This window comes from Paenibacillus sp. FSL H8-0283 (assembly GCF_045040675.1).
Lineage (GTDB): Bacteria > Bacillota > Bacilli > Paenibacillales > Paenibacillaceae > Paenibacillus > Paenibacillus amylolyticus.
In genome coordinates this window covers 1865544-1887017 of record NZ_CP150295.1, presented here as the reverse complement: position 1 = coordinate 1887017, position 21474 = coordinate 1865544, and the positions used below count along the sequence as shown (strand labels likewise).

At 45.7% G+C, this 21474-nt stretch carries 22 protein-coding genes; 2 read left to right on the top strand and 20 right to left on the bottom strand.

Annotated elements, in window-relative coordinates:
• Positions 1-3: 3 nt before the first annotated feature.
• Positions 4-681, bottom strand: a complete 678-nt coding sequence (locus tag MHI52_RS08640) for a class I SAM-dependent methyltransferase (RefSeq protein WP_036610319.1) — start codon at positions 679-681, stop codon at positions 4-6.
• A 181-nt stretch (positions 682-862) separates the two neighbouring features.
• On the opposite strand from MHI52_RS08640, the gene MHI52_RS08635 reads away from it, so the two are divergent.
• Positions 863-1636 (top strand): sporulation protein, encoded by a 774-nt coding sequence (locus MHI52_RS08635; RefSeq protein ID WP_074094224.1) that lies wholly within the window; start codon positions 863-865, stop codon positions 1634-1636.
• A gap of 169 nt (positions 1637-1805) precedes the next feature.
• Here the strand turns inward: MHI52_RS08635 and MHI52_RS08630 are convergent, their stop codons facing one another.
• The 8 genes from MHI52_RS08630 to MHI52_RS08595 all read right to left on the bottom strand — a co-directional run bounded on the left by MHI52_RS08630 (position 1806) and on the right by MHI52_RS08595 (position 11579).
• Complete coding sequence (locus MHI52_RS08630) at positions 1806-3773, bottom strand: BglG family transcription antiterminator (RefSeq protein WP_405158868.1); 1968 nt, start codon at positions 3771-3773, stop codon at positions 1806-1808.
• Between the two features lie 52 nt (positions 3774-3825).
• On the bottom strand, positions 3826-6504 hold the full coding sequence (gene mngB, locus MHI52_RS08625) for a mannosylglycerate hydrolase (protein ID WP_405158867.1): 2679 nt from the start codon (positions 6502-6504) through the stop codon (positions 3826-3828).
• A 74-nt stretch (positions 6505-6578) separates the two neighbouring features.
• Positions 6579-7697 carry a PTS fructose transporter subunit IIC gene (locus MHI52_RS08620; RefSeq protein WP_101314956.1) on the bottom strand — a complete coding sequence of 373 codons (1119 nt, stop codon included), beginning with the start codon at positions 7695-7697 and terminating at the stop codon, positions 6579-6581.
• Between the two features lie 29 nt (positions 7698-7726).
• Entirely contained in the window at positions 7727-8044 is a 318-nt protein-coding gene (locus MHI52_RS08615) for a PTS fructose transporter subunit IIB (RefSeq protein WP_036610328.1), read from the bottom strand.
• Positions 8044-8499, bottom strand: a complete 456-nt coding sequence (locus MHI52_RS08610) for a PTS sugar transporter subunit IIA (RefSeq protein WP_074094220.1) — start codon at positions 8497-8499, stop codon at positions 8044-8046. Before MHI52_RS08610 ends, MHI52_RS08615 begins: the two co-directional genes overlap by 1 nt.
• A 221-nt stretch (positions 8500-8720) precedes the next feature.
• Entirely contained in the window at positions 8721-10013 is a 1293-nt protein-coding gene (gene ltrA, locus MHI52_RS08605; protein WP_405158866.1) for a group II intron reverse transcriptase/maturase, read from the bottom strand.
• Positions 10014-10660: 647 nt separating this feature from the next.
• Positions 10661-10945 carry a hypothetical protein gene (locus tag MHI52_RS08600; protein WP_405158865.1) on the bottom strand — a complete coding sequence of 95 codons (285 nt, stop codon included), beginning with the start codon at positions 10943-10945 and terminating at the stop codon, positions 10661-10663.
• Positions 10946-11009: 64 nt separating this feature from the next.
• Positions 11010-11579 (bottom strand): hypothetical protein, encoded by a 570-nt coding sequence (locus tag MHI52_RS08595; protein ID WP_405158864.1) that lies wholly within the window; start codon positions 11577-11579, stop codon positions 11010-11012.
• A gap of 386 nt (positions 11580-11965) precedes the next feature.
• Here MHI52_RS08595 and MHI52_RS08590 point away from each other — a divergent pair, with 386 nt between their 5' ends.
• Positions 11966-13126: a glycosyltransferase family 4 protein gene (locus MHI52_RS08590; RefSeq protein WP_405158863.1), complete on the top strand. Its 1161-nt coding sequence runs from the start codon at positions 11966-11968 to the stop codon at positions 13124-13126.
• A gap of 300 nt (positions 13127-13426) precedes the next feature.
• Here the strand turns inward: MHI52_RS08590 and MHI52_RS08585 are convergent, their stop codons facing one another.
• The 11 genes from MHI52_RS08585 to MHI52_RS08535 all read right to left on the bottom strand — a co-directional run bounded on the left by MHI52_RS08585 (position 13427) and on the right by MHI52_RS08535 (position 21415).
• A complete protein-coding gene (locus MHI52_RS08585; protein WP_405158862.1) occupies positions 13427-14098 on the bottom strand; it encodes a DUF3298 domain-containing protein in 672 nt (223 codons plus the stop codon).
• Positions 14098-14610 (bottom strand): NUDIX domain-containing protein, encoded by a 513-nt coding sequence (locus MHI52_RS08580; RefSeq protein ID WP_405158861.1) that lies wholly within the window; start codon positions 14608-14610, stop codon positions 14098-14100. Before MHI52_RS08580 ends, MHI52_RS08585 begins: the two co-directional genes overlap by 1 nt.
• Before the next feature lie 255 nt (positions 14611-14865).
• A complete protein-coding gene (locus MHI52_RS08575; protein ID WP_405158860.1) occupies positions 14866-15528 on the bottom strand; it encodes an HAD family hydrolase in 663 nt (220 codons plus the stop codon).
• Positions 15515-15976: a GNAT family N-acetyltransferase gene (locus MHI52_RS08570; protein WP_405158859.1), complete on the bottom strand. Its 462-nt coding sequence runs from the start codon at positions 15974-15976 to the stop codon at positions 15515-15517. Before MHI52_RS08570 ends, MHI52_RS08575 begins: the two co-directional genes overlap by 14 nt.
• Positions 15977-16070: 94 nt before the next feature.
• On the bottom strand, positions 16071-16241 hold the full coding sequence (locus MHI52_RS08565; RefSeq protein WP_094030640.1) for a YHYH domain-containing protein: 171 nt from the start codon (positions 16239-16241) through the stop codon (positions 16071-16073).
• 109 nt (positions 16242-16350) lie between these two features.
• On the bottom strand, positions 16351-17127 hold the full coding sequence (locus MHI52_RS08560) for a Cof-type HAD-IIB family hydrolase (RefSeq protein WP_339286216.1): 777 nt from the start codon (positions 17125-17127) through the stop codon (positions 16351-16353).
• 82 nt (positions 17128-17209) lie between these two features.
• Positions 17210-18772, bottom strand: coding sequence for a PH domain-containing protein (locus MHI52_RS08555; protein ID WP_405158858.1), 1563 nt, complete (start codon positions 18770-18772; stop codon positions 17210-17212).
• Positions 18769-19266: a PH domain-containing protein gene (locus MHI52_RS08550; protein WP_405158857.1), complete on the bottom strand. Its 498-nt coding sequence runs from the start codon at positions 19264-19266 to the stop codon at positions 18769-18771. Before MHI52_RS08550 ends, MHI52_RS08555 begins: the two co-directional genes overlap by 4 nt.
• A 336-nt stretch (positions 19267-19602) precedes the next feature.
• Entirely contained in the window at positions 19603-20181 is a 579-nt protein-coding gene (locus MHI52_RS08545; protein WP_405158856.1) for a GNAT family N-acetyltransferase, read from the bottom strand.
• A gap of 27 nt (positions 20182-20208) precedes the next feature.
• The gene (locus MHI52_RS08540; protein WP_405158855.1) at positions 20209-20631 is read right to left on the bottom strand and encodes a hypothetical protein; all 423 of its coding nucleotides are present in this window, start codon (positions 20629-20631) and stop codon (positions 20209-20211) included.
• Positions 20632-20734: 103 nt separating this feature from the next.
• Positions 20735-21415, bottom strand: a complete 681-nt coding sequence (locus MHI52_RS08535) for a zinc dependent phospholipase C family protein (RefSeq protein WP_405158854.1) — start codon at positions 21413-21415, stop codon at positions 20735-20737.
• Positions 21416-21474: the final 59 nt, after the last annotated feature.

Here is a 21474-nt window from a genome sequence, read left to right as displayed (position 1 = left end):
GCTTCACCTCCTCATGGCCTGCCAAATATACTTGCATTCTCTTACAGCAATTCTACCATCAACCTGATTCTCCTTCAGCTTTACTTCCAGCTGTTCCCGGTACTCAGGCTGTGTATAATCCGGGTTTCCCGGGATATCGGAGAGAAAGATGGCAAACTCTTTTTCATCCGAGAAAATCATAAGTGCCTCGTTATATTCCTCAATCTTGATCTCCTTAAAAGCATTTCTTTCCAAACGCTCACGTACCTTTGTTATATCCGTATGAATACCAATCATAACTCCACCCTTTTGCAGCAATCTCCCATGCTCAATAATGGAAGTTGGACCTCTGCGATCATAGATCAGACCAAATTGCTTATCTTCAAATGGCATCTTTTCTTTTGTGCTAACGCAGACAAATTCTACATTTGTTATCCTGCTTGAATGAAGACTGTTCCGAGCTATCTTTATCATCTCTTCCGAATTATCAAACCCCATAATGTGATCGGTATATTCTGACATTTTCAACGTAAACTCCCCATGTCCACAGCCTGCATCGAGCACGGATGTATACTGAGGCAGAAGCTTAATCAACCGCTTTTCAAAAATATCTTCAGCAGTGTTACCTTCCAGCGTATACAAAGCTCTACCCTTGTATCCCCCATTACGTCGTGCAATCATATCGTACCATTCCATGCTCATAGAGTTCCTCCTGACAAAAAATCCCTTTATTTAAACATTCGACATAGGTAAGTCGATTCTCCTGTTTGGATATACGATATATCTTTGCTAAAATATGAAACGCTTCTCTTCCAGCTTCCGTATTAAGGTCGAAGCCGTATGTATCCCATATAATAAACCATCTGATCTGGAGGTTGAGCGCATGTCATTTTTCAAGAAAATGTTAGCCAGTGTAGGTGTTGGAGCAGCCAAAGTAAATACGGAATTGCATACACCAGAGGTCACGCCTGGAGGAATCATCTCGGGGGTTGTGTACATTGAAGGTGGAGATGTGGAACAGAACGTAGATCGAATCTATCTTTCAATCAAAACCCATTACATACGGGAGCACGATGATCGTAAAGTAAAAGAAACAGCCGTTATAGCCAAATATCTGCTCACCGAAGGTTTCACCTTACAGCCTGGAGCCAAATTGGAGAAAGACTTTTCATTTGACCTCCCAGAAAATCTGCCAATTACACTGCATCGTGCAGAGGTATGGGTGGAGACGGGCCTCGATATTTCAAGTGCTGTAGACCCCTCAGACCGGGACAGACTCCATGTTGTTCCTAGCAAAGACATGAACACCGTGCTCGATGCAATTGATATCCTTGGTTTCAAGCTCCGTGAAGTAACCAATGACTATGCGCCGAAGCTGGGCGGTAATCTGCCATTTGTGCAGGAATTCGAATTTGTACCAACAAACAAGTTTCGTGGGCATCTGGATGAGTTGGAAGTGCTGTTCTATCCCATGGGCGATTCGCTGGAGCTGCTATTACAGATCGATCGCCGCGCTCGTGGACTCAGTGGAATATTCTCCGAAGCCATGGGTACGGATGAGAGCTTTGTCCGCCTGCATCTGTATGAAAGACATCTGGCGCGAGGGGCGCATTCTGTCGCTCAAGGACTGGAAGAAATCATTTCCAAACATATCTAATCTATAGTTTGTGTAAACGAATAAAAAACGTCCTCTATCAGACAAATCTGATGAAGGACGTTTTTTCCCTTTTCAAAAAGGGAATTTAAAAAAATTGGGGGATAACAGCGATCGGAAAGTTATTCTGTCATCGGAGTGTCAGTGGAATTATCCTTAGTGAACTTATATATTAATACGCTTCGGTACTTTTTAGACTCAACGTTTCGCATACAAGTTGGGCAAAGGCATCGAAGCTGCCACAGGATCGCAGGCTTTCCAGCTGCTCCTCCTGCCGGATCAATTCTACAAACAGATCATATATCCCCATCGCCTGTTCGTAATCCTCTTTGCAGATAGATAACATAAATACAGCATGTACTTCATTCTCCTCATCCCACGGAATCGGCTTCTCGAGCAGGCATACCGATACGGTCGTACGGGTTGAACTCAGCTCCATGGGATGCGGAATCGCCATGCCTCTTCCAAGCGCCGTTGAAGCCATCTTTTCCCGTTCCTGCACAGCGGGCCAGAACTGCTCCGTCACAATTCCCTTCTCTAACAGTGCTCCGCTCATCTCAGCCATAAGTGTCATTCTGTCAGGCTGATCCGACCGAAACATAAACAACTCTGGATCAAAGTAACGCAGCAATGTCATTTCCTCCTGCTCATCACTGGTTCGCACCAGATGAGTGATCGTTGCCATGTCTCGTTCCGATGGAATCGCAGCAATGACAGCCGACGGCTTGCCTTTGGACTCCCGTAACCGGATCGTAGAAATGACCAAATCTTCGGGCACACTCCCCATCTCCTCGTACTCCCGTAGCGAAACTACACGTGAGACCTCCAGCTCTGCAAATAAAGAACGCAATCTGGATTCAAGAATACGGGCTGTGCCGTATCCTGACCCACAGACGAGTAATACGGATTTCCGTTTGCGATGAGGAATCTGGTATTTACGTTCCAATGCTGCACCAATGTGAAGAGCCAAGTAACCGATCTCGCTGTCATTGATTTCATGAGGTACATATGTCTGTAGCTGTTTCACTGCACTGATCGTAATCTCATAGGCCAGTGGATAATATTTACGTATATGTCCCAGCAGTGGATTCCGCATATTCATGCCATGTTCCAGGCGAGTAATCATGGGCTTCAGATGGGCATACAGATCATTCGGCAATCGTTCATCATCACGCAGATCATAGGTGTACCGATCATAGATATGACCCAGCATCTGCTGTACAGCAACATATAACGGGTCACTTCGAAGTCCATTCCAATCGGTAGTGGTCATTTTTTTGCTAACAATATGCAACAGCAGATAATCTCGCTCTCCAACTGGACAGTGAATGGAATATAACGACTCCAAGTCCTGAATAATCTGCTGTGCAAGTTGCTGATCCTGAACATTGGCCTCCACTTTCTCGAATTGCTCCAGTTCATGTCCCTGCTTAATACGTAGTACCATAACAGCCAGATGCGTAATCAAATCTTTCAGTGCCACATCTGCAATACGAACATCCTGTTGGCCTACATGGTGAATAACGATCTCTCGGATGTGCGCAGGTTCGATTGGATACAGCAAACGTTCCTGTGCAGCAGTCATTCCCTCCGGTCCCAATTCTTCATCTCGCGCATCGGCGTACTCGGCAAGACAATAGCGGAACCTGTGCTCGTCTCCGACGACCTTCACACCATGTCCTGGCTTGATCTGAAGCTGAAGCTGGTAGTTCTCCAGAATTTGACGAATGATTTTCAGATCATTGTTCATTGTTGCACGGCTTATAAACAGCTGATCAGCGAGGTCTTCCATCTTGATATGACCCGGTTCACCAAGCAGCTTGAACAATTCATACCGGATACGCTCATCAGGCGATCCAGGTACTGGCGCACCTTTTTGCCGATCATCCTTCCGTTCCTCCAACAGCTCAGTATACCGCTTCGCATCATGCACACGAATGGAATAACCCCGCCCACGCTTGGATTCCAGGCTCCCACCATGCCCAGCAAGGATATGATCCAACTTTTTCAGATCATCCCGAATGGTACGCACCGTAACCTCTAGTCTGTCTGCAAGTGCTTGGCTCGTCCAAGCCTGTTCATGCCCTTCACCATGAATGAGGTGGAACAGCTTTTTCAACCGTTTAGTTGGAAAAATCATACCGATATCCGACCTCCCTTCTGATCAGGATTGTGTCAAACTAAAATTCAGCTTATATGGATACAAGTACCGTCATTAATTTACAATGTGCGAGTTCCGGCAAACGAACGACCTTTTCTCCATCGGTTAACCTCTGCTGAGGCCCCAGTGGTTGTTCACCAAGAGATACACGCTCTGCATGTACAGGTTGATTAAAGTGTATGTTCACGTTTGCAGACTGCGCCAAATATGGATTGAAGACACGTACAATGTAACCCTCACTCTGCTCTGCTTTCTTGAAACTGCTTAACACCACGTTGGAATCGTCGCTGAACGACATCAGGCTGTAGTCTGTATCAAGAACACGTTCCTCATCGCGGAAAGCAAAGATCAGACGTCCATTCAAAAAGTCGCATAGCTGATAACTGCTGATCGGTGTCAAATATTCACGTGCAGCACGGGCCACATTCGCTTCGTCGAATCCAGAAGTCTGGATATGCAGGCCAAAGGTAAAGGAGAGCTCGCCAAGCAATTGCGCATCAGGTGTAGCCACAATTTTCTCACCGGAGGCCCGGCCAGGACGATACAACAGGTTTTCCTTACCCATGAAACCGAAAGTACGGAACAAGGTCAGGGCAATGGTATCCATTTGCTCACCAATAATCTCGTACTCACGTACACCTTCCGTCATCACAGCCATACCATGCGAACCATTGTTCAATCCGGCATAACTCTGCATCGCTTCAATAGTGATCGGTTTCTCCTGCCACTGTTCGCGCTCCCATACTTCCACTTCTGGCAATGAGGTTGGACGAGCAATGACTCCAAACGGTTGATCTGCAATGGATAGGGCGGAAGCAATTCCTGTATCAAAAAGGACACGCAGACGGTGGCTGAACACCTCATTCTGCACCTGAACCTGGAAACGGATCAGATTCTCTCCTTTGCGAAGAGATATCTCCACTTGCATTGGCAATGCTCCCGACGTGATGCCTGCGGCGCGCTCTTCCAGATCGTAGGGGACATCCAGCGTGAAACGCAGGGATAGTGTCTGAGATACAGACGTTTGGGTGGTCGTTGCACTCATCTGGCTACCTGCCGAAGAAACAATCAGATCCCGCTCGGGAGGAGAATAATTGTAGGAATCTCCGTCATCCCCGTTATTTTCGAAGACCATTTGATCCGCATACACTTGGCCAGATCGCTTATCTGTAATTTGCAAGGTGCCGTTTGCTTGCAGCGCAATGCTGAAATGTTCATTTTCAATCGTGTCTCCGTTACGCCGCTCAATAACAGGTGTAGCGCCCTGACTGAAATCAAAAACAATCTGGGTGTAACCCATCGCCGGGACCTCTTGCAGTTCCACCAGCAATTTGGCGCGATATACCCGTTCAGGCAGATGCACTTTGCGACTTGGATTCAGGTCAATGTGTTGTCCAAGTACATAATCGGTCTGATCTGCTTTTTCTACAATGGTGTAATCCAGCTCGCATCCCTTCGTATCCCGAATGACAAAGGATTCTTCCGGAATATAAGCTTCAATCTCAGTAACCCCGCCTCGCACATACGGTAGCGTGTTGAACAGGGTGAACGCAAATGTCTCCTCCTGCTGTATCGTTGAAGCAATCATCCGCATATGCAGGTCGAGCAGATTGAGTGCGATATCATAGGCCTGTTTGTAACGAAACGCAACGTCCTGATTGGTTGTATCACTGTTACAACCACCAATGCTGTCATGTGCCGCATTCTCAAACAACAGCTTCCAGATATCCTCCACAATACGATGCGGATAGTCATGTCCGAGAGAATGGCTAATCGCAAGTACAGGTTCTAGCGTGTTAGCAATCAGATTCTCAATTCGGTTATTCTGTTGCTTGAGATCCGCACGGGTGGAAAAAATGGACTTGTGAATCCGCATGTGCTTGGCTTCCATTAATTCACCCCGAAGTACAGGCAGATCCTGACTATCCGCTTCGATCTCAGCCAGAAAACGTTCCGGTTCATTCATCACATATTCGCGTTCTGTATCCAGTGCATTGAAGCGTTCAATCAACTCCGGCAGATTCAATCGCACAGGCGCCTGATCAAACCCATTGGGGAAATAGATATGTTTGGTGGAGGCTTTGCGTTCCAGCGCACCAATCTGTTTCTCCAAATAAGGGATCAGATCTTCTTCATTTTCCGGAATGTTACCACCGTAGTAATACCCGAATGGCATCTGTACAGCAAATACACGACTGCCATCCGACCCTTCCCACGTAAACTCGGTATGTGGATTCGTATTATCCGAGACACCACGCCAGAACAGGAAACGTTCAATGCCAAACTCCCGATAGATCTGCGGCATCTGTGCCGATTGTCCAAATGCATCCGGGACATAACCAACCTTCATCGCATGTCCGTACTTTTGTGCTATTTTCATACCATAATACAGGTTTCGGACCATGGATTCACTGGAAATCACCAATTGATCCGTCTGTGTATACCAGGGTCCCGTCATCAGTCGTTTGGCAGAAACCAGTTGGCGGATCCGTTCCTCATCTTCGGGACACCAGCGGATGTAATCATCCAGCAGCGAGCCCTGTGCATCCAACAGGTAATAATGGAATCCATCGATATTCTCCAGTGCATCCAATACTTCCTTGACGTGTTTGACGAGATACACTTTGGAACGGGAGGTCGTAAAATACCATTCCCGGTCCCAGTGCGTATGTGGAATCACATGTACTTTGGTACGATTTCTCTCACTCATATCTCTATATCCCTCCAGATGCTTTTTAAAGGTTGTTCAAGATACTGAAAACCGATCTTTTTGAACATGTACTTTTAGTCAAAAACGAGTTCGATTTCTTCCCCGTTTTTCTTCACTGAAGCTTCCTGAGTCTTGGCAGGCTGTTTCTCTTCTTCATCGCGGAAGTTCACCAACATGGTGCCACCCGCCACGATCAGTGCGCCGACAATGCCTCCGGCAAGGTACGCGATTGGGGTACCTACTGACACAGCTCCATATAAGCCGCCAATTGGTGGCATGATGATATGTGCTCCCAGCAGTGCAGTCAAGGCAGCGCCCGTAGCACAGGCAAACATGTTGACCAGAATCATTTTGGCAGGGTTACGCAATGTGAAGGGAATAGCACCCTCCGTGATACCGATCACGCCCATAATCACTGCACCTTTTCCCGCTTCCTGATAGGTTTTGGAAAAACGTTTCTTCATCAGCAATGTTGCCAGACCATAACCAAGCGGCGGAATGCAGATGGCAATGTTAATGAAAATATTCGGCAGATAGACACCGGATAGGAACAGGGCGTTGCCTGCCATCCATGCCGCTTTGTTGACAGGTCCACCGAGATCGAACCCGATCATCGCTCCCAGAATAATGGCAAGTAGAACTGTATTCGTTCCGCTCTGGCTCATGTTTTGAACCCAAGCAATGAGATACTCATTCAGTGCGCCCAGCGGGCCACCCAGAATGACTGCCATCAGAAATCCGGTTAAACCTACGGTAATCAGCGGTAAAATGATTAACGGTACCGAGCCAGCGGCCGGACCTGTAATCTTAACTTTGTTTTTGACCCACAAGGTGATGTATCCGGCAAAAAAACCAGAGATTAATGCGCCCAAGAAACCAGCGTTGGTCTGCTGTGCCAGCACCCCGCCGATCAGACCTGCGGCCAGCGCAGGTTTGTCAGCAATGGAGTAGGCAATGTAACCGGACAGGACAATCGTCAATAGTCCGATGCCGCTCCATCCTACATTTTGCACGAGATATAAAATATGCAAGAATCCGCTTCCATCTTTGTACGGATCAAGATCAGTAATGCCCATTGATAGTGCGATAATTTTGCAGATGGCAACGACCAGGGAACCCGCGATAATGACCGGCAGCAGATAGGAGATACCTGTCATTAGATGTGTTTTTGCTTCACCAAACCATTTTCTCATCGTACTCTCTCCTCATGTGGAAGGTGGGGTTAAGCTTGTGCGTTCACAGCCTCGACGGCTTTGGTTAGTACCGCTTCTGCCTGACTTACGGCATGACCGATTTTGACACGTACGATTTTTTTATCGCCAAACCGATCCATGTCCTTCACCGTTTGATCCGCTGCAATCAGTACAAAATTCGCTGCAGCAATATCTTCTTCCGTCAGCTTATTGACTTGTCCCATGGCTCCCTGCTGTTCCACTTTGATCTCATAACCCAGTTGCTGAGCTGCTTTCTCCAATGCTTTGGCCGCCATCGGGGTATGGGCGAGACCTGCGATACATGACGTTACACCTACGATTTTCATTATGACACCAGTCCTTCCGTATATTGATGAAGCAACGCATATACATCTTCCGGCTGCACCGCTTCCGCGATGGCCTCTTTGAATGAATCTTCCAGCAATAAGGTGGCAAGTGAAGAGATAATTTGCAGATGGGATACGTCTACATGACCTTTAGGCACAAGGATGGCAAAAATATATTTTACCGGCTTGCCGTCATGAGATTCCCAATCAATGGGCTCCCGCAATCGAATGACCATCACTGCCGGACGTGTTACAACTTCACTCTGGGTATGGGGAATTGCAAAGTGATCCTGAAGTCCGGTGGAGTAGACACGTTCGCGTTCCCACAGATCAGCCGCAAGTTGTGCACGGTTTGTAGTGATGCTGTAACGCTCTGCCTCCGCAGATATAAAATCAAATACATCCTCTTTACTATGCAATGTCTGATCGAGATAAATCTGATTGGTTGTAATCATGATCTCTGTCTCTCCTCCTCTCTCTATCCAAAACAATAAGCGCTTACAAGATCATTGTAACGGATTCTTCCTTGACCTTGGATCTAGAAAATTTCCCCTTCGAAGCGGAAAAACATTACTAGAGTAAAAGGCTGGGCAAAACCCAGCCTCTCCTCATCAAACCGTACGTGAGGTTTTCCCTCATACGGCTTTCCGATGTTTGTCATTCATGGGCATGCAGATTACAATAGCGTTTTTAATTCATATTGACTGGCGATGTACTTAACCTCAGCTATTGAACCCATCCATTTTCTGCGTTGTCTCTTCTTCGCGTACCACCGTGTTAACCGTTGCAACATATACCAATCCAGCTTAGCTAGTCTCTTTTGGCTGTAACTCGTGTAGTAATAGTTTCTCCACCCTTGAATTTTCGGATTGAGCCATTTCACATGTTCCGCAAACGATCTAGATCGCATACTCGGTGGGGATAATCGCTCTTTAATGACTCCACGAATTCGTTCTTCCGCCTTTTTGGTTAGCCATTGCTGTGTGGTGTAATATACCTTCCCTTGCGACGTTTCTGCTTTCGTTTTTCGGTGGTGCATTCCTAAGAAGTCGAATCCCTCGTTTCCTGTCCATAGACCTACAATGCGAGTTTTGGTCGGGTGCAGGGTTAGCTCCAGACGTTCCATAATTTTGCCTATGTGTTCATACGCATGCTCGGCGTCCTTTTTGGTTTTACAGATGACTACAAAGTCGTCTGCATACCTTGTCAGTTCTCCCAGACCTCTTCCATGTTTCTCCCATAGTCGGTCAAAATAGTTCAGATAGATATTCGCCAGAAGCGGTGAGATCACACCACCTTGCGGCGTTCCTAAATCGGAGCGCCTTACGTTTCCTTCTTCCATCACTCCCGCCTGAAGCCACTTCCGTATTAATTTCAGTATCCGCCTGTCGTTGATGCGCATCTGCACCAATTTCATAAGCTTCTCTTGATTAATGTTATCGAAGTAACCTTGGATATCGACGTCGACTACCCAATTCCCTTTGCGGTTGCAGGCTTTCCGAATTCGTTCCAGCGCTCCTTTCGCACTTCGTTTTGGGCGAAATCCGAAGGATACGTCCTCAAAATCCGCTTCAAAGATGGGTTCAATTACCAGTTTGGTTGCCATCTGTATGACTCGGTCGCGCACGGTGGGTATGCCCAGCGGCCTTTGCTTCCCATCTTTCTTGGGGATATAGTGCCGCCGTACAGGCTGCGGATGGTAGTTGCCTTCTTTCAACGCTCGTTCGCAGTCCTTAAGGAAGTTCATTTCTTCTTGTTCCTCCACATCTGCCAGCGTCATGGCATCTACTCCTGCTGCTCCCTTGTTCGCTTTCACTCGTCTCCAGGCTTCGCACAAAACATCTCCCCGGTAGACTTTGTCGTACAAGGCATGGAATTTACGCTTGCTGTTCTCCTTGGCCACATGACCTAGCTTTTCTTGGAGTTGTTGAACTTTTTCCTTTGGTGTTGTTAGCCGATTGGCATTCACTCACTCGTACCTCCTCCAAAAGCATAAACAAAGCAGGGCTCCTTCCCTCCCCAAGGTTATGTTGTCCTTGGGTTCTTCGGTACTATGAGCCCCTCGGACTCCCTTCCCACAGACGTTTCACTTCGTCTTTTGGACTTATAGAGCATCTCTTTACGAATTCCTAAAAAAAAAATCCGTGTGGGGGAGGGTCTCCCCAGTTCACTGCATGATCTTTCAAGCCATGCCGCTCCCTTTACGCCGGAAGGTTCTTCACTGTTGTTCCAAGTTCTGCACAGCTTCCTTGGCCTTCATCTATATGACCGAGACTCGGCACCTTCTTTTCCCCCTTGCAGGGCCTTTTTGACGACGCGGCAGGATTCACTTCATGTTACGGCCTGGCTTGTTGCTCGCCCTGTTTCTGACAGGTACTTTTGTCGATGCGCTTTTGCACACAGATTTCGCCATATGCAAGCATCCTAGCTACCAAGGTGGCTTGGCCCCTCCTTGGGTTGGACTTTCACCAACAAGATCATGCGTGCCTCTGGGCACGCGCCATAGCAAAAACCCTGAGTCTAATAGACTCAGGGCAGTTGTAAATGAGTTTCAATTGGTATGTTGTAAAGGCAGCGTAAGTAAGTACAGAACATGGACTCTAAGCGGATAAAACATCAAGAACGCTGTGTCCAACGCTGCATTCCTGATCGAAGACCGTAATATGCGGCGGCGAGCAAAATAAATCCGGCAACAGCCATAATCATGGATGTTGTATCCCATTGAACACGGCTTCCAAAAGCAACCTTGGATTGCAATAGAGTACCCGAAGAAGCGGTGTTCATGAGATCAGGTACGTAATTCATAGTCATGATCATGCCTTGAACGATGTTCCAAGCTACAAAACCGATGATGAATAACAAGGTAACCAAAAAGGATTCCATCGCTAATCGTTTGTTCATGCTTGTCATTTTGCCTCCTCAAATAATGTTGTGAAGGATTTCTTTATACAAGATCTCTTATCACTCAATTAGACAAATCGTGCTGCATCTCCTGTTTCAAACGTTCTTTATTTTCGTCCACATATTGATACAGCAGGTCAAAGCTTTCTTCGTTATCCGATTGCATGCTCAAATTCGCGGCTTCCAGTTCAATCTGCTGTAATACCTCATGAATCTGTTCCCCGTGTGTTTGCAGGCTTGTCGTGATGTCATCTTCGGACAGGCCATTCACATTATCTCGTAATTGCCCGTGCGTTACACCGCTTTTGGACAACATCTGCTCTATCTTGTTCAGGATCACGGCATCTGCATCATTGCCGATCCGCTCCATAGCTGTTATCGTCTCACCCAGATACTGTCCGCTGGAATTCACAAGGAAACCGGTCATCCCGTTCATGGACAGCTCGGTATCCAGATCAATGATTAGAATGATATCTCGCAATACTTGCGGAAGTTCCGGCCCACTTTCTCGAATCGTCGAAAATTCAGCCCGATAAAGGTCCATGGCAACACTCCCCACCACTTCTTCACCTGACATCTCTTCAAGCTGATCAAATGGTAACAACTCCTGCAATTCTTCTTGTAACTTGTTCATCTTTCTCTGCCTCCTGTATCTCTCTGTCTAAATAGTTTGAACGTGTTTTTTACACTGGACCACTACGCGGTCAGAATAAACTTCCGATCGCTGTTATCCCCAGATTTTTTCAATCCCTTTATTAAAGGGTAAAATCCGGTGATAAAGGCGAACGCTCCGCTTCTTCAGTTTTTTTCTGCCCTCTCCGTTTCGTGTAAATTTCAAGTTCAACTACGCCGACACGTTATTACATCATATCAGAATACGCTATACAAGTTGAACTTATGGAAGTTTACATGTTCGTGCGGAAGTCATTTTACAGGGAATATCGTCAAGTTAACATGCACTTGACCTCTGGAAAATGTTCCGCTGTTATGATCTTGACATCACGAGTCTTGGGAGGGGTAATGATGCGCCTGGCCTTGTTCACAGACACCTATCTTCCGGAAACCAATGGTGTTGCTGGCACGCTCCACCGCTTGAGTAACCATCTGAACCGCAGAAGAATTGAACATCTGCTGTTTACTCCGAACTCCGTCATTGAAGGAAGCCATGAGACTCAAGTCCGATCGGTTGCCAACATCCCTTTTTTTCTGTATCCCGAATGCCGCATTGCTCTACCCAACAGAGCAGACACGCACAAGCAACTACAAACCTTTCAACCCGATCTGCTGCATATCGCCACGCCTTTTAATATGGGGTTGCTTGGTCTGAGGTATGCCCTCAAACACCATCTTCCCCATGTTGTCTCCTACCATACCCACTTCGATCGTTATCTCGAATACTACCGGTTGAAAAGTATGATTCCTCTCTACTGGAAGTATATCCAGTGGTTCCACCGTGCCTGTGATGCAACCCTAACTCCATCGCAGGAAACGTTAAACACCCTGCAAACCCAAGGCATTCAGCGTCTGAAACTTTGGTCTCGCGGGATTGATTGCAACCTGTACTCCCCTGATAAACGCAGCTCGGATATCCGTGAACAATACCACATCACCGCTCCTCTTATTCTACTCTACGTTGGACGCATTGCCCCGGAAAAAGATATCGCTACACTCACGACTACCATGCAGCAGTTGCCCCAGGAAATGCAGTCCCGTGTACACTGGATCATCGTTGGCGACGGCCCATCTCTCCCGAAAATGCGTCTGCAATCCCCACCCAATGTCACCTTTACAGGTTATATGCATGGCGAAGAACTTGCTGTTATGTATGCTTCGGCAGATCTGTTTGTGTTTCCTTCCTCTACGGAGACATTTGGCAATGTGGTACTGGAAGCGATGGCTTCAGGACTCCCTGTGGTGGCGGCCAATGCTGGAGGTGTAAAGGATCTGGTATCCCACCACCGCAATGGTGTATTATTCGAGCCAGGTCAGGCTGATGCACTGATTCGGGAGATATGTCTCTGGGGAAATCACGTGAACCAATTGAGGATGATGGGACTGGAAGGCAGAAAGCTGGCTGAGCAGCGGTCGTGGGAGCATATTTTTGATACACTGATCGGGGATTATGAGGAGGCTATAGAACATCGGAATAGACGAACGAAAGATCGAATTATTACAGCGTAGTTTTATGAAATCATCTTCTTCCAACAACCCATAACCACCGCCTCTGCCCTATGCTAAATTAAACCGGTTCGCTCGTTCAGGCTGCCATAGCATTTACACTCTGCTACGGTCAGCCTGAAACATGTTTCCAATACGTTTCATAACAAAACCTCCTTCTTGGAATGGGTTAAGCTATTTATTCCGTATGTAGAAACATAGAAGCCGAAGTTATTGAAATTATTTAGAGTATTTTGAATGATTGTATAAATAGAAAAAGACATGACCTCATTGAACTGGATCATGCCTTTTATTACAAACAATCTATTGGTTGAATTTACTGAACGGGACTTTGATATCTACAAACCCTTTAGCGTAGGGTGCAACCTCATAAGGGTGGAATCGGATGACAATACCTTTGTCATATAAAAAGAATTCAGATGTTTGATCAAGCTGAAAATCATAAATATTTTCTTCAAAAATAGAAACTCCTGCATTATACATGGCTAATAGACTGTTGGAGATTGATTTCTCCACCTTCTCCATCTGAGTATCGTCTTTGACATACTCGCTTAGCTTCAGTTCTTTCCCCGTTCTTAAATCATAGTTATATGATTTTGTCGCATCCATTCCATGTGCTCCGCCAGTGTACACATGATCTTCATATACCACAGACAAATTTTCTTTTGCATTGTATTTTACACTGGCCATGGTGATGTAGAAATATTTTTTGTTTGATTTCTTTTCTTCTTTGTCCAAGCGAGCTGCTTTCACTGCGTGAAGTTTAAATGTCTTGTTCAGTTTATCCGTCACAGATTTATTACCACCTGTTAGATGTATGTATGGCTGTCCTTTGTAATATTGGACCTTCGTTTTCACTGTAATCGTGCTGCCTGCCTCTACATGACTACTTGGAAGAATTATAGCAATCAGTACAGTGATCAACAGGTAATTTATCCATCTCAATTTTTTTCTTTCAGTTCTATATTTCAACATTATCGATTAACCACCTTTGGCTCAAATGATATCGTTTCCTGCATTCTGTTCCATATTACCTGTGGAGTGCCCTTTAGGTCTGTTCCGCTCTGAACGTTTCCAATCCAGATGTCCTCTGCTCCTGGGTGTTGTAAATAGTGCCTAAGCGTTGCTTTGATCAGAATAGACGAATGTAAGTCCAACACCTCATCCAGTGGTATCCAGAATAACTCGCCTTCATCTGAGGGCACAAAATGTCGATGCGTGGTCTCTCCGAAATATACAAACTGCTGCCAAATCTCACCACCGTTAACTTCCAACAGAATATATCGAAGCCGAAAGTGTTCGACATCCTCTTGCTTAAACCCGGTCTCTTCTTCAATCTCTCGATAGCTGGCGGTCATGGGTATGTTCAGTTCCCCTTGTTCCAGATGTCCGCCAATGCCACCCCAGAATTCAAAATCAAACAATCTGCTACCCGCCTTCTTCATCATCAGCATGTCTGAGCCATTGCTCAAAAACGCTGTAGCCATCTGTCTAATTTCCATATGTTCCTCGCTTTCCAGACTGTGATTATAGGAGTCTTTATCTATTTAAACTGAACTAAAGAATATTTACACTAGCCACTCCGATGACAGAACAACCTTCCGATCGCTGTTATCCCCAGATTTTTTGATTCCTTTCCTAAAGGGTAAATCCGGGGATAAAGGCGACCGCTCCGCTTCTTCAGGTTATTTCTGTCCTCTACGTTTTGTGTAAATGTTATATTCAATTTATATAACCGCCTTCTACAGCAATTCCTTTAGCTCACTTAGATGCTCAATCGTATGTAAAGGACTAGTCGTAATCCTGTCCTGCCACGGCTGGTTGACCTTCATCCAGATGGTGCTTATACCTACGCTTGCTGCTCCCTCAATATCGTTCACCGGATGATCGCCAATGTAGATGCATTGCTCAGGGCTTAGACCGAAATGATCTAGCGCAAGCTGAAATATGCGTGGATCGGGCTTTTTGACTCCAGCCTCCTCTGAAACAATAATATGGTCGTAATCCTCCCGGATACCGAGTTGATCGATTTTTCCATACTGAATATCGGTCTGCCCATTGGTAATTAACCCGGTTTGGTATTTCCCCCGCAGATGCTGAACGACTTCTCGCGCCTGTTCCATCAGAACTGAACTTCGCACATACTCTCTGCCATAGAACTCCATCAGTTCTGCATGTGGTGGATGCTCTGCCCAAGGCAGTTCATTCAACAACTCGTTGAACAGAAGGGGTTTGTCCTTATAACCATCCTGGTCGAGTTCAATAATTCGTTTGCTTATATCTTCGGTTGACTCAAGGTGACCAAAATAGGTTTTAATCAAACTCTGCGTGAAGCCGTCAAAGGTCATCGTTCTGTTCAGAATTGTATTGTCCAAATCAAAAATAACGGCTTTAATATGATCCATCTTCCTTCTCCCCCAATTCCAGTACATGCGTTATCTTCTCCATACTCTTCACTTCTCTAAATCCCAAGTCGCGATAAAAAGATCCAGCAACCGGTTGATCCGTGTACAGAACCAGTCGAGCGTAATGATATTCCGCTTTTTGAATAACCGCATCCATCAGCCTGCGCCCAACCCCATGTCTTCGAAATTCTCTCATCACATAAAGCCTGCGAATTCTTCCTGTATCAGTCACTTCAGAATAAGGATCTCTGTTCAGACCGCAGATCCCAACCACCTTATCGTGCACTCTGCATTCAAAAAGCGCTTCATCTTCTTGCTCGAATGTATTGATTCCTGTCTCATATTCATGGATTAATCGCTCGATATGTCTGAACCCCTCACTGGAGCTTTCGACCAGCATCGCCACTAAATCGTCATGATTCCACACCGATATCTCCTGTATCTGCATGGTGTAACCGCCTCTATCATTTTAAATCAATGGTACACATGCAAACCCAACCATACATTGAACGATGGCCGGGTTTATCTTGTACAGCTCATTCTCATTTTTTCTTTTTGTGATAGTGATAACCTGTGCACAGACCCTTTTGTTTGGATTTGGCTGAACAGTTATGTCCACCGTTCTTATCCAGTCTGCCTGGATGAGCATAAGCGGAAGAGGATACACCAACAAGTACGACAAGAGACAGGATTACGATAACAACCTTTTTCATAAGTCACCCTTCGATCAACACCCTATGCTTTAGGGCTTAATACGTGCTATATCATTCTACATGAAAATCCACAATTTGGATATCCTTCATCTTTTTAGCCGATCCATTCTCATAAAATCTTAAATTGCTTCAATGCATGGGTGACTCCATCTTCACTTGCCCGCAGGGTGACATAATCAGCGCTTTGTTTAATCCGTTCTCCGCCATTTCCCATCGCAATTCCGATTCCCGCATACACTAGCAGATCCACGTCATTCTCCCCATCGCCAAAGGCCATTGTATCCTCTCTGGATATCTTCAGGTAGTCGAGAACTTTCTCTGCGGCTATAGATTTGCTGACTTCGCTCGCTTCCAGCACATTCACTACATACGGATGAAATCTCACGAATCGTAAGGAAGGAAATCTGGACTGGAATTTCTCCGTCTCCGCTTCATCCGCATATAAACAAATGCAATATACGTCCTGTTCCAACGTGCTGATTTTCTGTGGGGAATCCATAAGTCCAAGCGTATCTCTTAAAGCGTCAGTAACACGACCATCTGTTGTACACAACCCGTTCGTCTCAAATGACTCTGTAAAATATGAAATACTGTGCCCATGCAACTCGGCAAACTCACTGAATGCTCTAACCATCTGTGCTGAAAGTACAGACTTATGTATCACTTCATCACCTGCTTTGATCAATGCCCCATTAGCCGAAATGATCGTATCGATTCCGAGATTTCTGAATTCTTCGCATAAATTATAGGGCCTGCCTGTGACGAGTACAACTTGAACGCCTTTACGAATCAATTCCCGGATCGACTCAGCTGTACGCGGTGATAAACTCCGATCTATTTCGCTCAGCAACGTACCGTCCACATCAAAGAATACAGCTCTAATCAAAATGTACTTCCTCCTCTGTCTTCAATTAAAAAGAGCAAGCACAGAATAACCTTGTGTGGTCTTCCTGCACTTGCTCTTGCAATTAACGGGTCTGAACATCTTGGGTACGACCCATGTACCATGATTGAAATGATTTGGCCGTATCCAGGGAAATGTCATGTGCCCGATGATGCAGTACTGGCTTGGCGCGGTTTACTGTATGAATGGAAGCCACACCGAACCAACGCTGTAACACATTACGGGTGATCTGCACTTCGATGACTTTCTCACGTTTGGAGATGAAGAGGGTTGAAGTGAGCGCCCCGGTTCGAAGTTGAATGAAATTCTGATGCAGAATGTATCGGGTATGGAAAAAGTCCATCACTCTGCATGTTGCAATCCACACGAGCAGAATCGCGGAAATCATCCACCAGGCATGTTTCTGCCCAAACACCAATGGTTTGAAGTACCACAATAAACCCGTAATTATGATCCACCCCCAGCTTGGTTTGAGCAGGCGCAGCCATAGTGATATTCGTGGAAGTTTTTCCATCTCTTGCGTAACCCGATAGGATGGCAGGATCTCCTCAATCAGGGTATAGGCTTGCTTCACAGGCAAGAAAGGATAGAGCGAGTTCACCTCCTGCTCGGATTCCCCCAGACTACCTGCAGTGGTCAGTTCTACTTCCGCTAATCCAAGCAGCCTTTTCATCGGTGACTGTGTAATTTTCACGGCCTGGACTCGCTCTTTCAAGATTGAAAATGACGTTTGCTCCATCATGCCCTTCGAGATATAGATCCGTTTGGCATCCGAGGTGATCTGGAAATTACCATACTTTACAAAGGTTCTGACTATGCCCAGAGCAATAGATATAATCAATAAAACTAAAATCATCAAACCGGCAATCCACCAGGAATCAAGCCAGGTTAATAACAAACTTTCCGTTACTTCTTCATCAGGGAAGAAGTCCTTCACCCAGGAATAGAGCGTAGCCAGGACCGGAATCAGTACGAGAAAACTAAGCGAGGTAAAGGATGCTTTGAATATGTCCTTGCGGGTGGAATGATAATGAACAACCCGTTCCTGTTTTTCTTTTGCAGGTAGAGACATGACTTCATCCGTTATAACAGGTTCGGATTGCGCCTCTCCCTCTTCCATAACCTGAACTGCATCCAACGTATCATGTTCCTCTGTTGCTCCTGCTGTTTCTGCTTCTTCAGCCATATGACCTGCTACAATCTTCTCCAGCTGCTCCGCTTCGGAAAGTGAAACAACGTGTAACTGAAAGGTAGCATCTTCTCCCTTAATTCCGGTCTCGAATCGAATCGACGTCACCCTGAATAACCGATGAAACAACGTTGTATGACGATTCACATTCTGGACCTTCGTATAAGGTATCGTTCTTCGGGTACGGTTAAACACACCACTATAGATATGAAAGGCTGTATCGTCTGCTGCATAACGCGAGGTGAACCACTTCAGGATCATGGACAGGATACTAATGGAGACACCTACATAAAAAGCGATTCTTCCATAGAATATCCATTGGGACTCCGAGCCCTGACGGAAAACAAACAAAAAAAGGACGATAGCGAACCAATTCTTTACCCGTTTCCACAAGCTCCACAGCATGGTTAATGGATGATGTCGCTTCATATCGATCATTCATCCACCTCATTAATCCGCGCATAGGACGCAATCTGATGACGGAGTGCAAGCGCAACTTCCTCTGGCAATGCCGGGATTTCATGCGATGAACCCATCGTGCCAACCGATACGGAATAGAGTCCATATTTTCGCATTAAAGGTCCCTGATTTGTTGTAACCGATTGCACTTTCGCCATGGGGATGATCTGATGTACCTTGGTTAGCGCCCCACGCTTCAGTTGCAGAAACTCCTCATTCACATCATAGAACCAATGCTTGTATAACCATGACGGCTGGATGAAAATGTCCCACACCGCATAAAGCACCGATATGGCCGTAACGCCCCACAAAATCCAACCAATCCACGTCTTCCATCCATAGATGGAGTCGAGTATTAACAGTACGGCAAGTATCAGAAAGCCTATTACATTCCATATGATGGCGCTAATTCTCCACAAGTTTACCGCATGAGGGGACAGCCGTTGTTTGGGTGTATTCCACTGTATTGACATATGTTCACTCCTTTTTTCCTCGGGTACATAAAAACACACATGGTACACTGTACGAACAATCGTCTACGATCGATGCAAAAAGATAAAGAGATGACCCCTATACAATACAGGTCGTCATCTCTTTTGTTCATTTCATTTTACTTTAGTGCATGTTCAAAAAGACTGGTTTCCAGTACCGAGAAGATGGGATGAAGCTAGAAATGGAGTAGCGGAGCGTAGGGAAAACTACGTGAGCAACTACAATGTTTCCGAAGGAAACATACTTCGTAAGCCTCCCGCTTATTTCGGCTGAATTCCATATTCGATGCTGATGATGCCACTAGGCATCCTTCGTAATCAAAAGCGGGCTTTTTGAACAACCTCTATAAAATCCTGTACTTCACACAGCCAAACCATATGATCTGTTCCTTCTCCCCAATAGTTGTTCGCCACCACATAGGGTTCACCGAATTTGCGTTGCCACTTCTTCTGTGCGATCTGGTAACCGCTATCCAGGCAGAATTGCTGAATTCCCAGCCGTTGCAGTTCAGTAACCAGTGCAAGAATGAGCGCCGAACCAACCCCCTGTCCTTGAACCTCGGGCAACACATACAGGCTACCCAGTTCTCCGATATCGTTCAGCCGGCCCTCTGTACATTCTCGAATCTCCTTACCACACGGTCCATACGAGATTGTGCCTACAATAACATCTCCCCTTTTGGCGACGAGGAAAAATACACTTGCATCTATATTGTCCTTTGCTTGCAATGCCTTGTGAATCATCGCTTTTTTCTGTGCTATTTCATCCTGAATATCATCTAGAAGCGAGCCTATTCCCTCCTGATCAAATGCTGCGGGAATGGTTGTCTCGAACACCTGATACACTCCATCTGCATCCGATCGCGTCAAAGGTTCAATGGTAATTTTGTCATCCACAGGTTCTTCTCCGTCCCATATACCTTCTTAATCTGTACGTCGCTGAATCAGTCTTCTTAGTTGATTCGCATCCTCAAGAGGAATCCTATATCCAGTATGCGTGTCTTCCTCGTTTACTAACAAGCCTTGCATCTTGGGATCCATTCCTAGTGAAAAATCATACCTTGTTATGGAGCTGTCCGCATTTGTTATGCTCATCTTGTACTGCGTACCATAATCAATAATACCTGGCATACGCTCTGCCTTATGTATGGCCTCCATCATGATTCGAATCTCGTCAGATCGATCAAACACAACATCTTGGCATGGTTCCAAGGCAAGGTTGGGATTACACGTTAAAGTGATCAGTACAGGAAGCCCTTCTTCCGCGTTCGATTCATTCGGTTTGCTACACCCTGCAATGAACGTGGCAATGACAAATACGAGCAACATTCCTACATATTTCACCATACTGCGTGCCTCCCTGACTTAGTATTAAATAAACTAGTAATGAGTAGAGAAGTAATAAATACAGTATATAATGAAATGACTCAACTGCACTAACTATCTATATTCATATCAAGTTACGTAACTCCGGGTCCCATGAAGACAACATAGAGATCAGTCGCTCTATGGTCTCTTCCACAAATACCTGAACTCTCTCACCCGTGATGAACTCAGGAGTAATTCCTGGTTCTTCCCCATTAAGAAAAGAAAACGTGTGGTCCCGCCAGCGTACAATCTCATCGGCAGTTAACCGATCCGTCATGTCATAACCCGGTGAACTGTTGAGCACCTGCCATACCTCTTCGCTCCAACTTGAACCTTGATAGAGATTAAAATCGATCTGGTCCGTCTCCTGGTAATATAAACGCGCCAGTTCATCCTTCGATCTGCTACTGTCTGTATGTTGATCTACCTTGTTGACCCGTTCGACGAATTCAGGATGCACACTCCGGAACCAGTAATAGTCTGTCAGCACATGCATAAAGTATCCTCGCACAAACCACTTCCATCCTTCATCGGTAAGTTGTTGCATATAGAATGAGTAAAGATCCTTCAGTTCACCAACGTGATCTCCATCATCTTTCCGGTTAAAATGGGTGTATTCCTTATCATCTCTAGTTGTACCTTCGCGCATATGTATGGAATCTGGGGCGATATTCCCCAGATAGAATGAACCTCGATCAGCCTGCATTTGCAGCGAGTCTGCAATTCGATTAGCAATATTGAGATGAACCATAGGTAAAGGCATAGAGTTGATCTCCTTTTATCGGGAAGTATTCTACTATACTTAGTAAAAAGAAACGATAT

Coding starts and splice junctions, on each gene's coding strand:
- MHI52_RS08640 (WP_036610319.1), bottom strand. CDS start 681: ATGAGCATGGAATGGTACGATATGATTGCACGACGTAATGGGGGATAC.
- MHI52_RS08635 (WP_074094224.1), top strand. CDS start 863: ATGTCATTTTTCAAGAAAATGTTAGCCAGTGTAGGTGTTGGAGCAGCC.
- MHI52_RS08630 (WP_405158868.1), bottom strand. CDS start 3,773: ATGATTTTTCCAACTAAACGGTTGAAAAAGCTGTTCCACCTCATTCAT.
- mngB (WP_405158867.1), bottom strand. CDS start 6,504: ATGAGTGAGAGAAATCGTACCAAAGTACATGTGATTCCACATACGCAC.
- MHI52_RS08620 (WP_101314956.1), bottom strand. CDS start 7,697: ATGAGAAAATGGTTTGGTGAAGCAAAAACACATCTAATGACAGGTATC.
- MHI52_RS08615 (WP_036610328.1), bottom strand. CDS start 8,044: ATGAAAATCGTAGGTGTAACGTCATGTATCGCAGGTCTCGCCCATACC.
- MHI52_RS08610 (WP_074094220.1), bottom strand. CDS start 8,499: ATGATTACAACCAATCAGATTTATCTCGATCAGACATTGCATAGTAAA.
- MHI52_RS08600 (WP_405158865.1), bottom strand. CDS start 10,945: ATGAACAAACGATTAGCGATGGAATCCTTTTTGGTTACCTTGTTATTC.
- MHI52_RS08595 (WP_405158864.1), bottom strand. CDS start 11,579: ATGAACAAGTTACAAGAAGAATTGCAGGAGTTGTTACCATTTGATCAG.
- MHI52_RS08590 (WP_405158863.1), top strand. CDS start 11,966: ATGATGCGCCTGGCCTTGTTCACAGACACCTATCTTCCGGAAACCAAT.
- MHI52_RS08585 (WP_405158862.1), bottom strand. CDS start 14,098: ATGTTGAAATATAGAACTGAAAGAAAAAAATTGAGATGGATAAATTAC.
- MHI52_RS08580 (WP_405158861.1), bottom strand. CDS start 14,610: ATGGCTACAGCGTTTTTGAGCAATGGCTCAGACATGCTGATGATGAAG.
- MHI52_RS08575 (WP_405158860.1), bottom strand. CDS start 15,528: ATGGATCATATTAAAGCCGTTATTTTTGATTTGGACAATACAATTCTG.
- MHI52_RS08570 (WP_405158859.1), bottom strand. CDS start 15,976: ATGCAGATACAGGAGATATCGGTGTGGAATCATGACGATTTAGTGGCG.
- MHI52_RS08565 (WP_094030640.1), bottom strand. CDS start 16,241: ATGAAAAAGGTTGTTATCGTAATCCTGTCTCTTGTCGTACTTGTTGGT.
- MHI52_RS08555 (WP_405158858.1), bottom strand. CDS start 18,772: ATGATCGATATGAAGCGACATCATCCATTAACCATGCTGTGGAGCTTG.
- MHI52_RS08550 (WP_405158857.1), bottom strand. CDS start 19,266: ATGTCAATACAGTGGAATACACCCAAACAACGGCTGTCCCCTCATGCG.
- MHI52_RS08540 (WP_405158855.1), bottom strand. CDS start 20,631: ATGGTGAAATATGTAGGAATGTTGCTCGTATTTGTCATTGCCACGTTC.
- MHI52_RS08535 (WP_405158854.1), bottom strand. CDS start 21,415: ATGCCTTTACCTATGGTTCATCTCAATATTGCTAATCGAATTGCAGAC.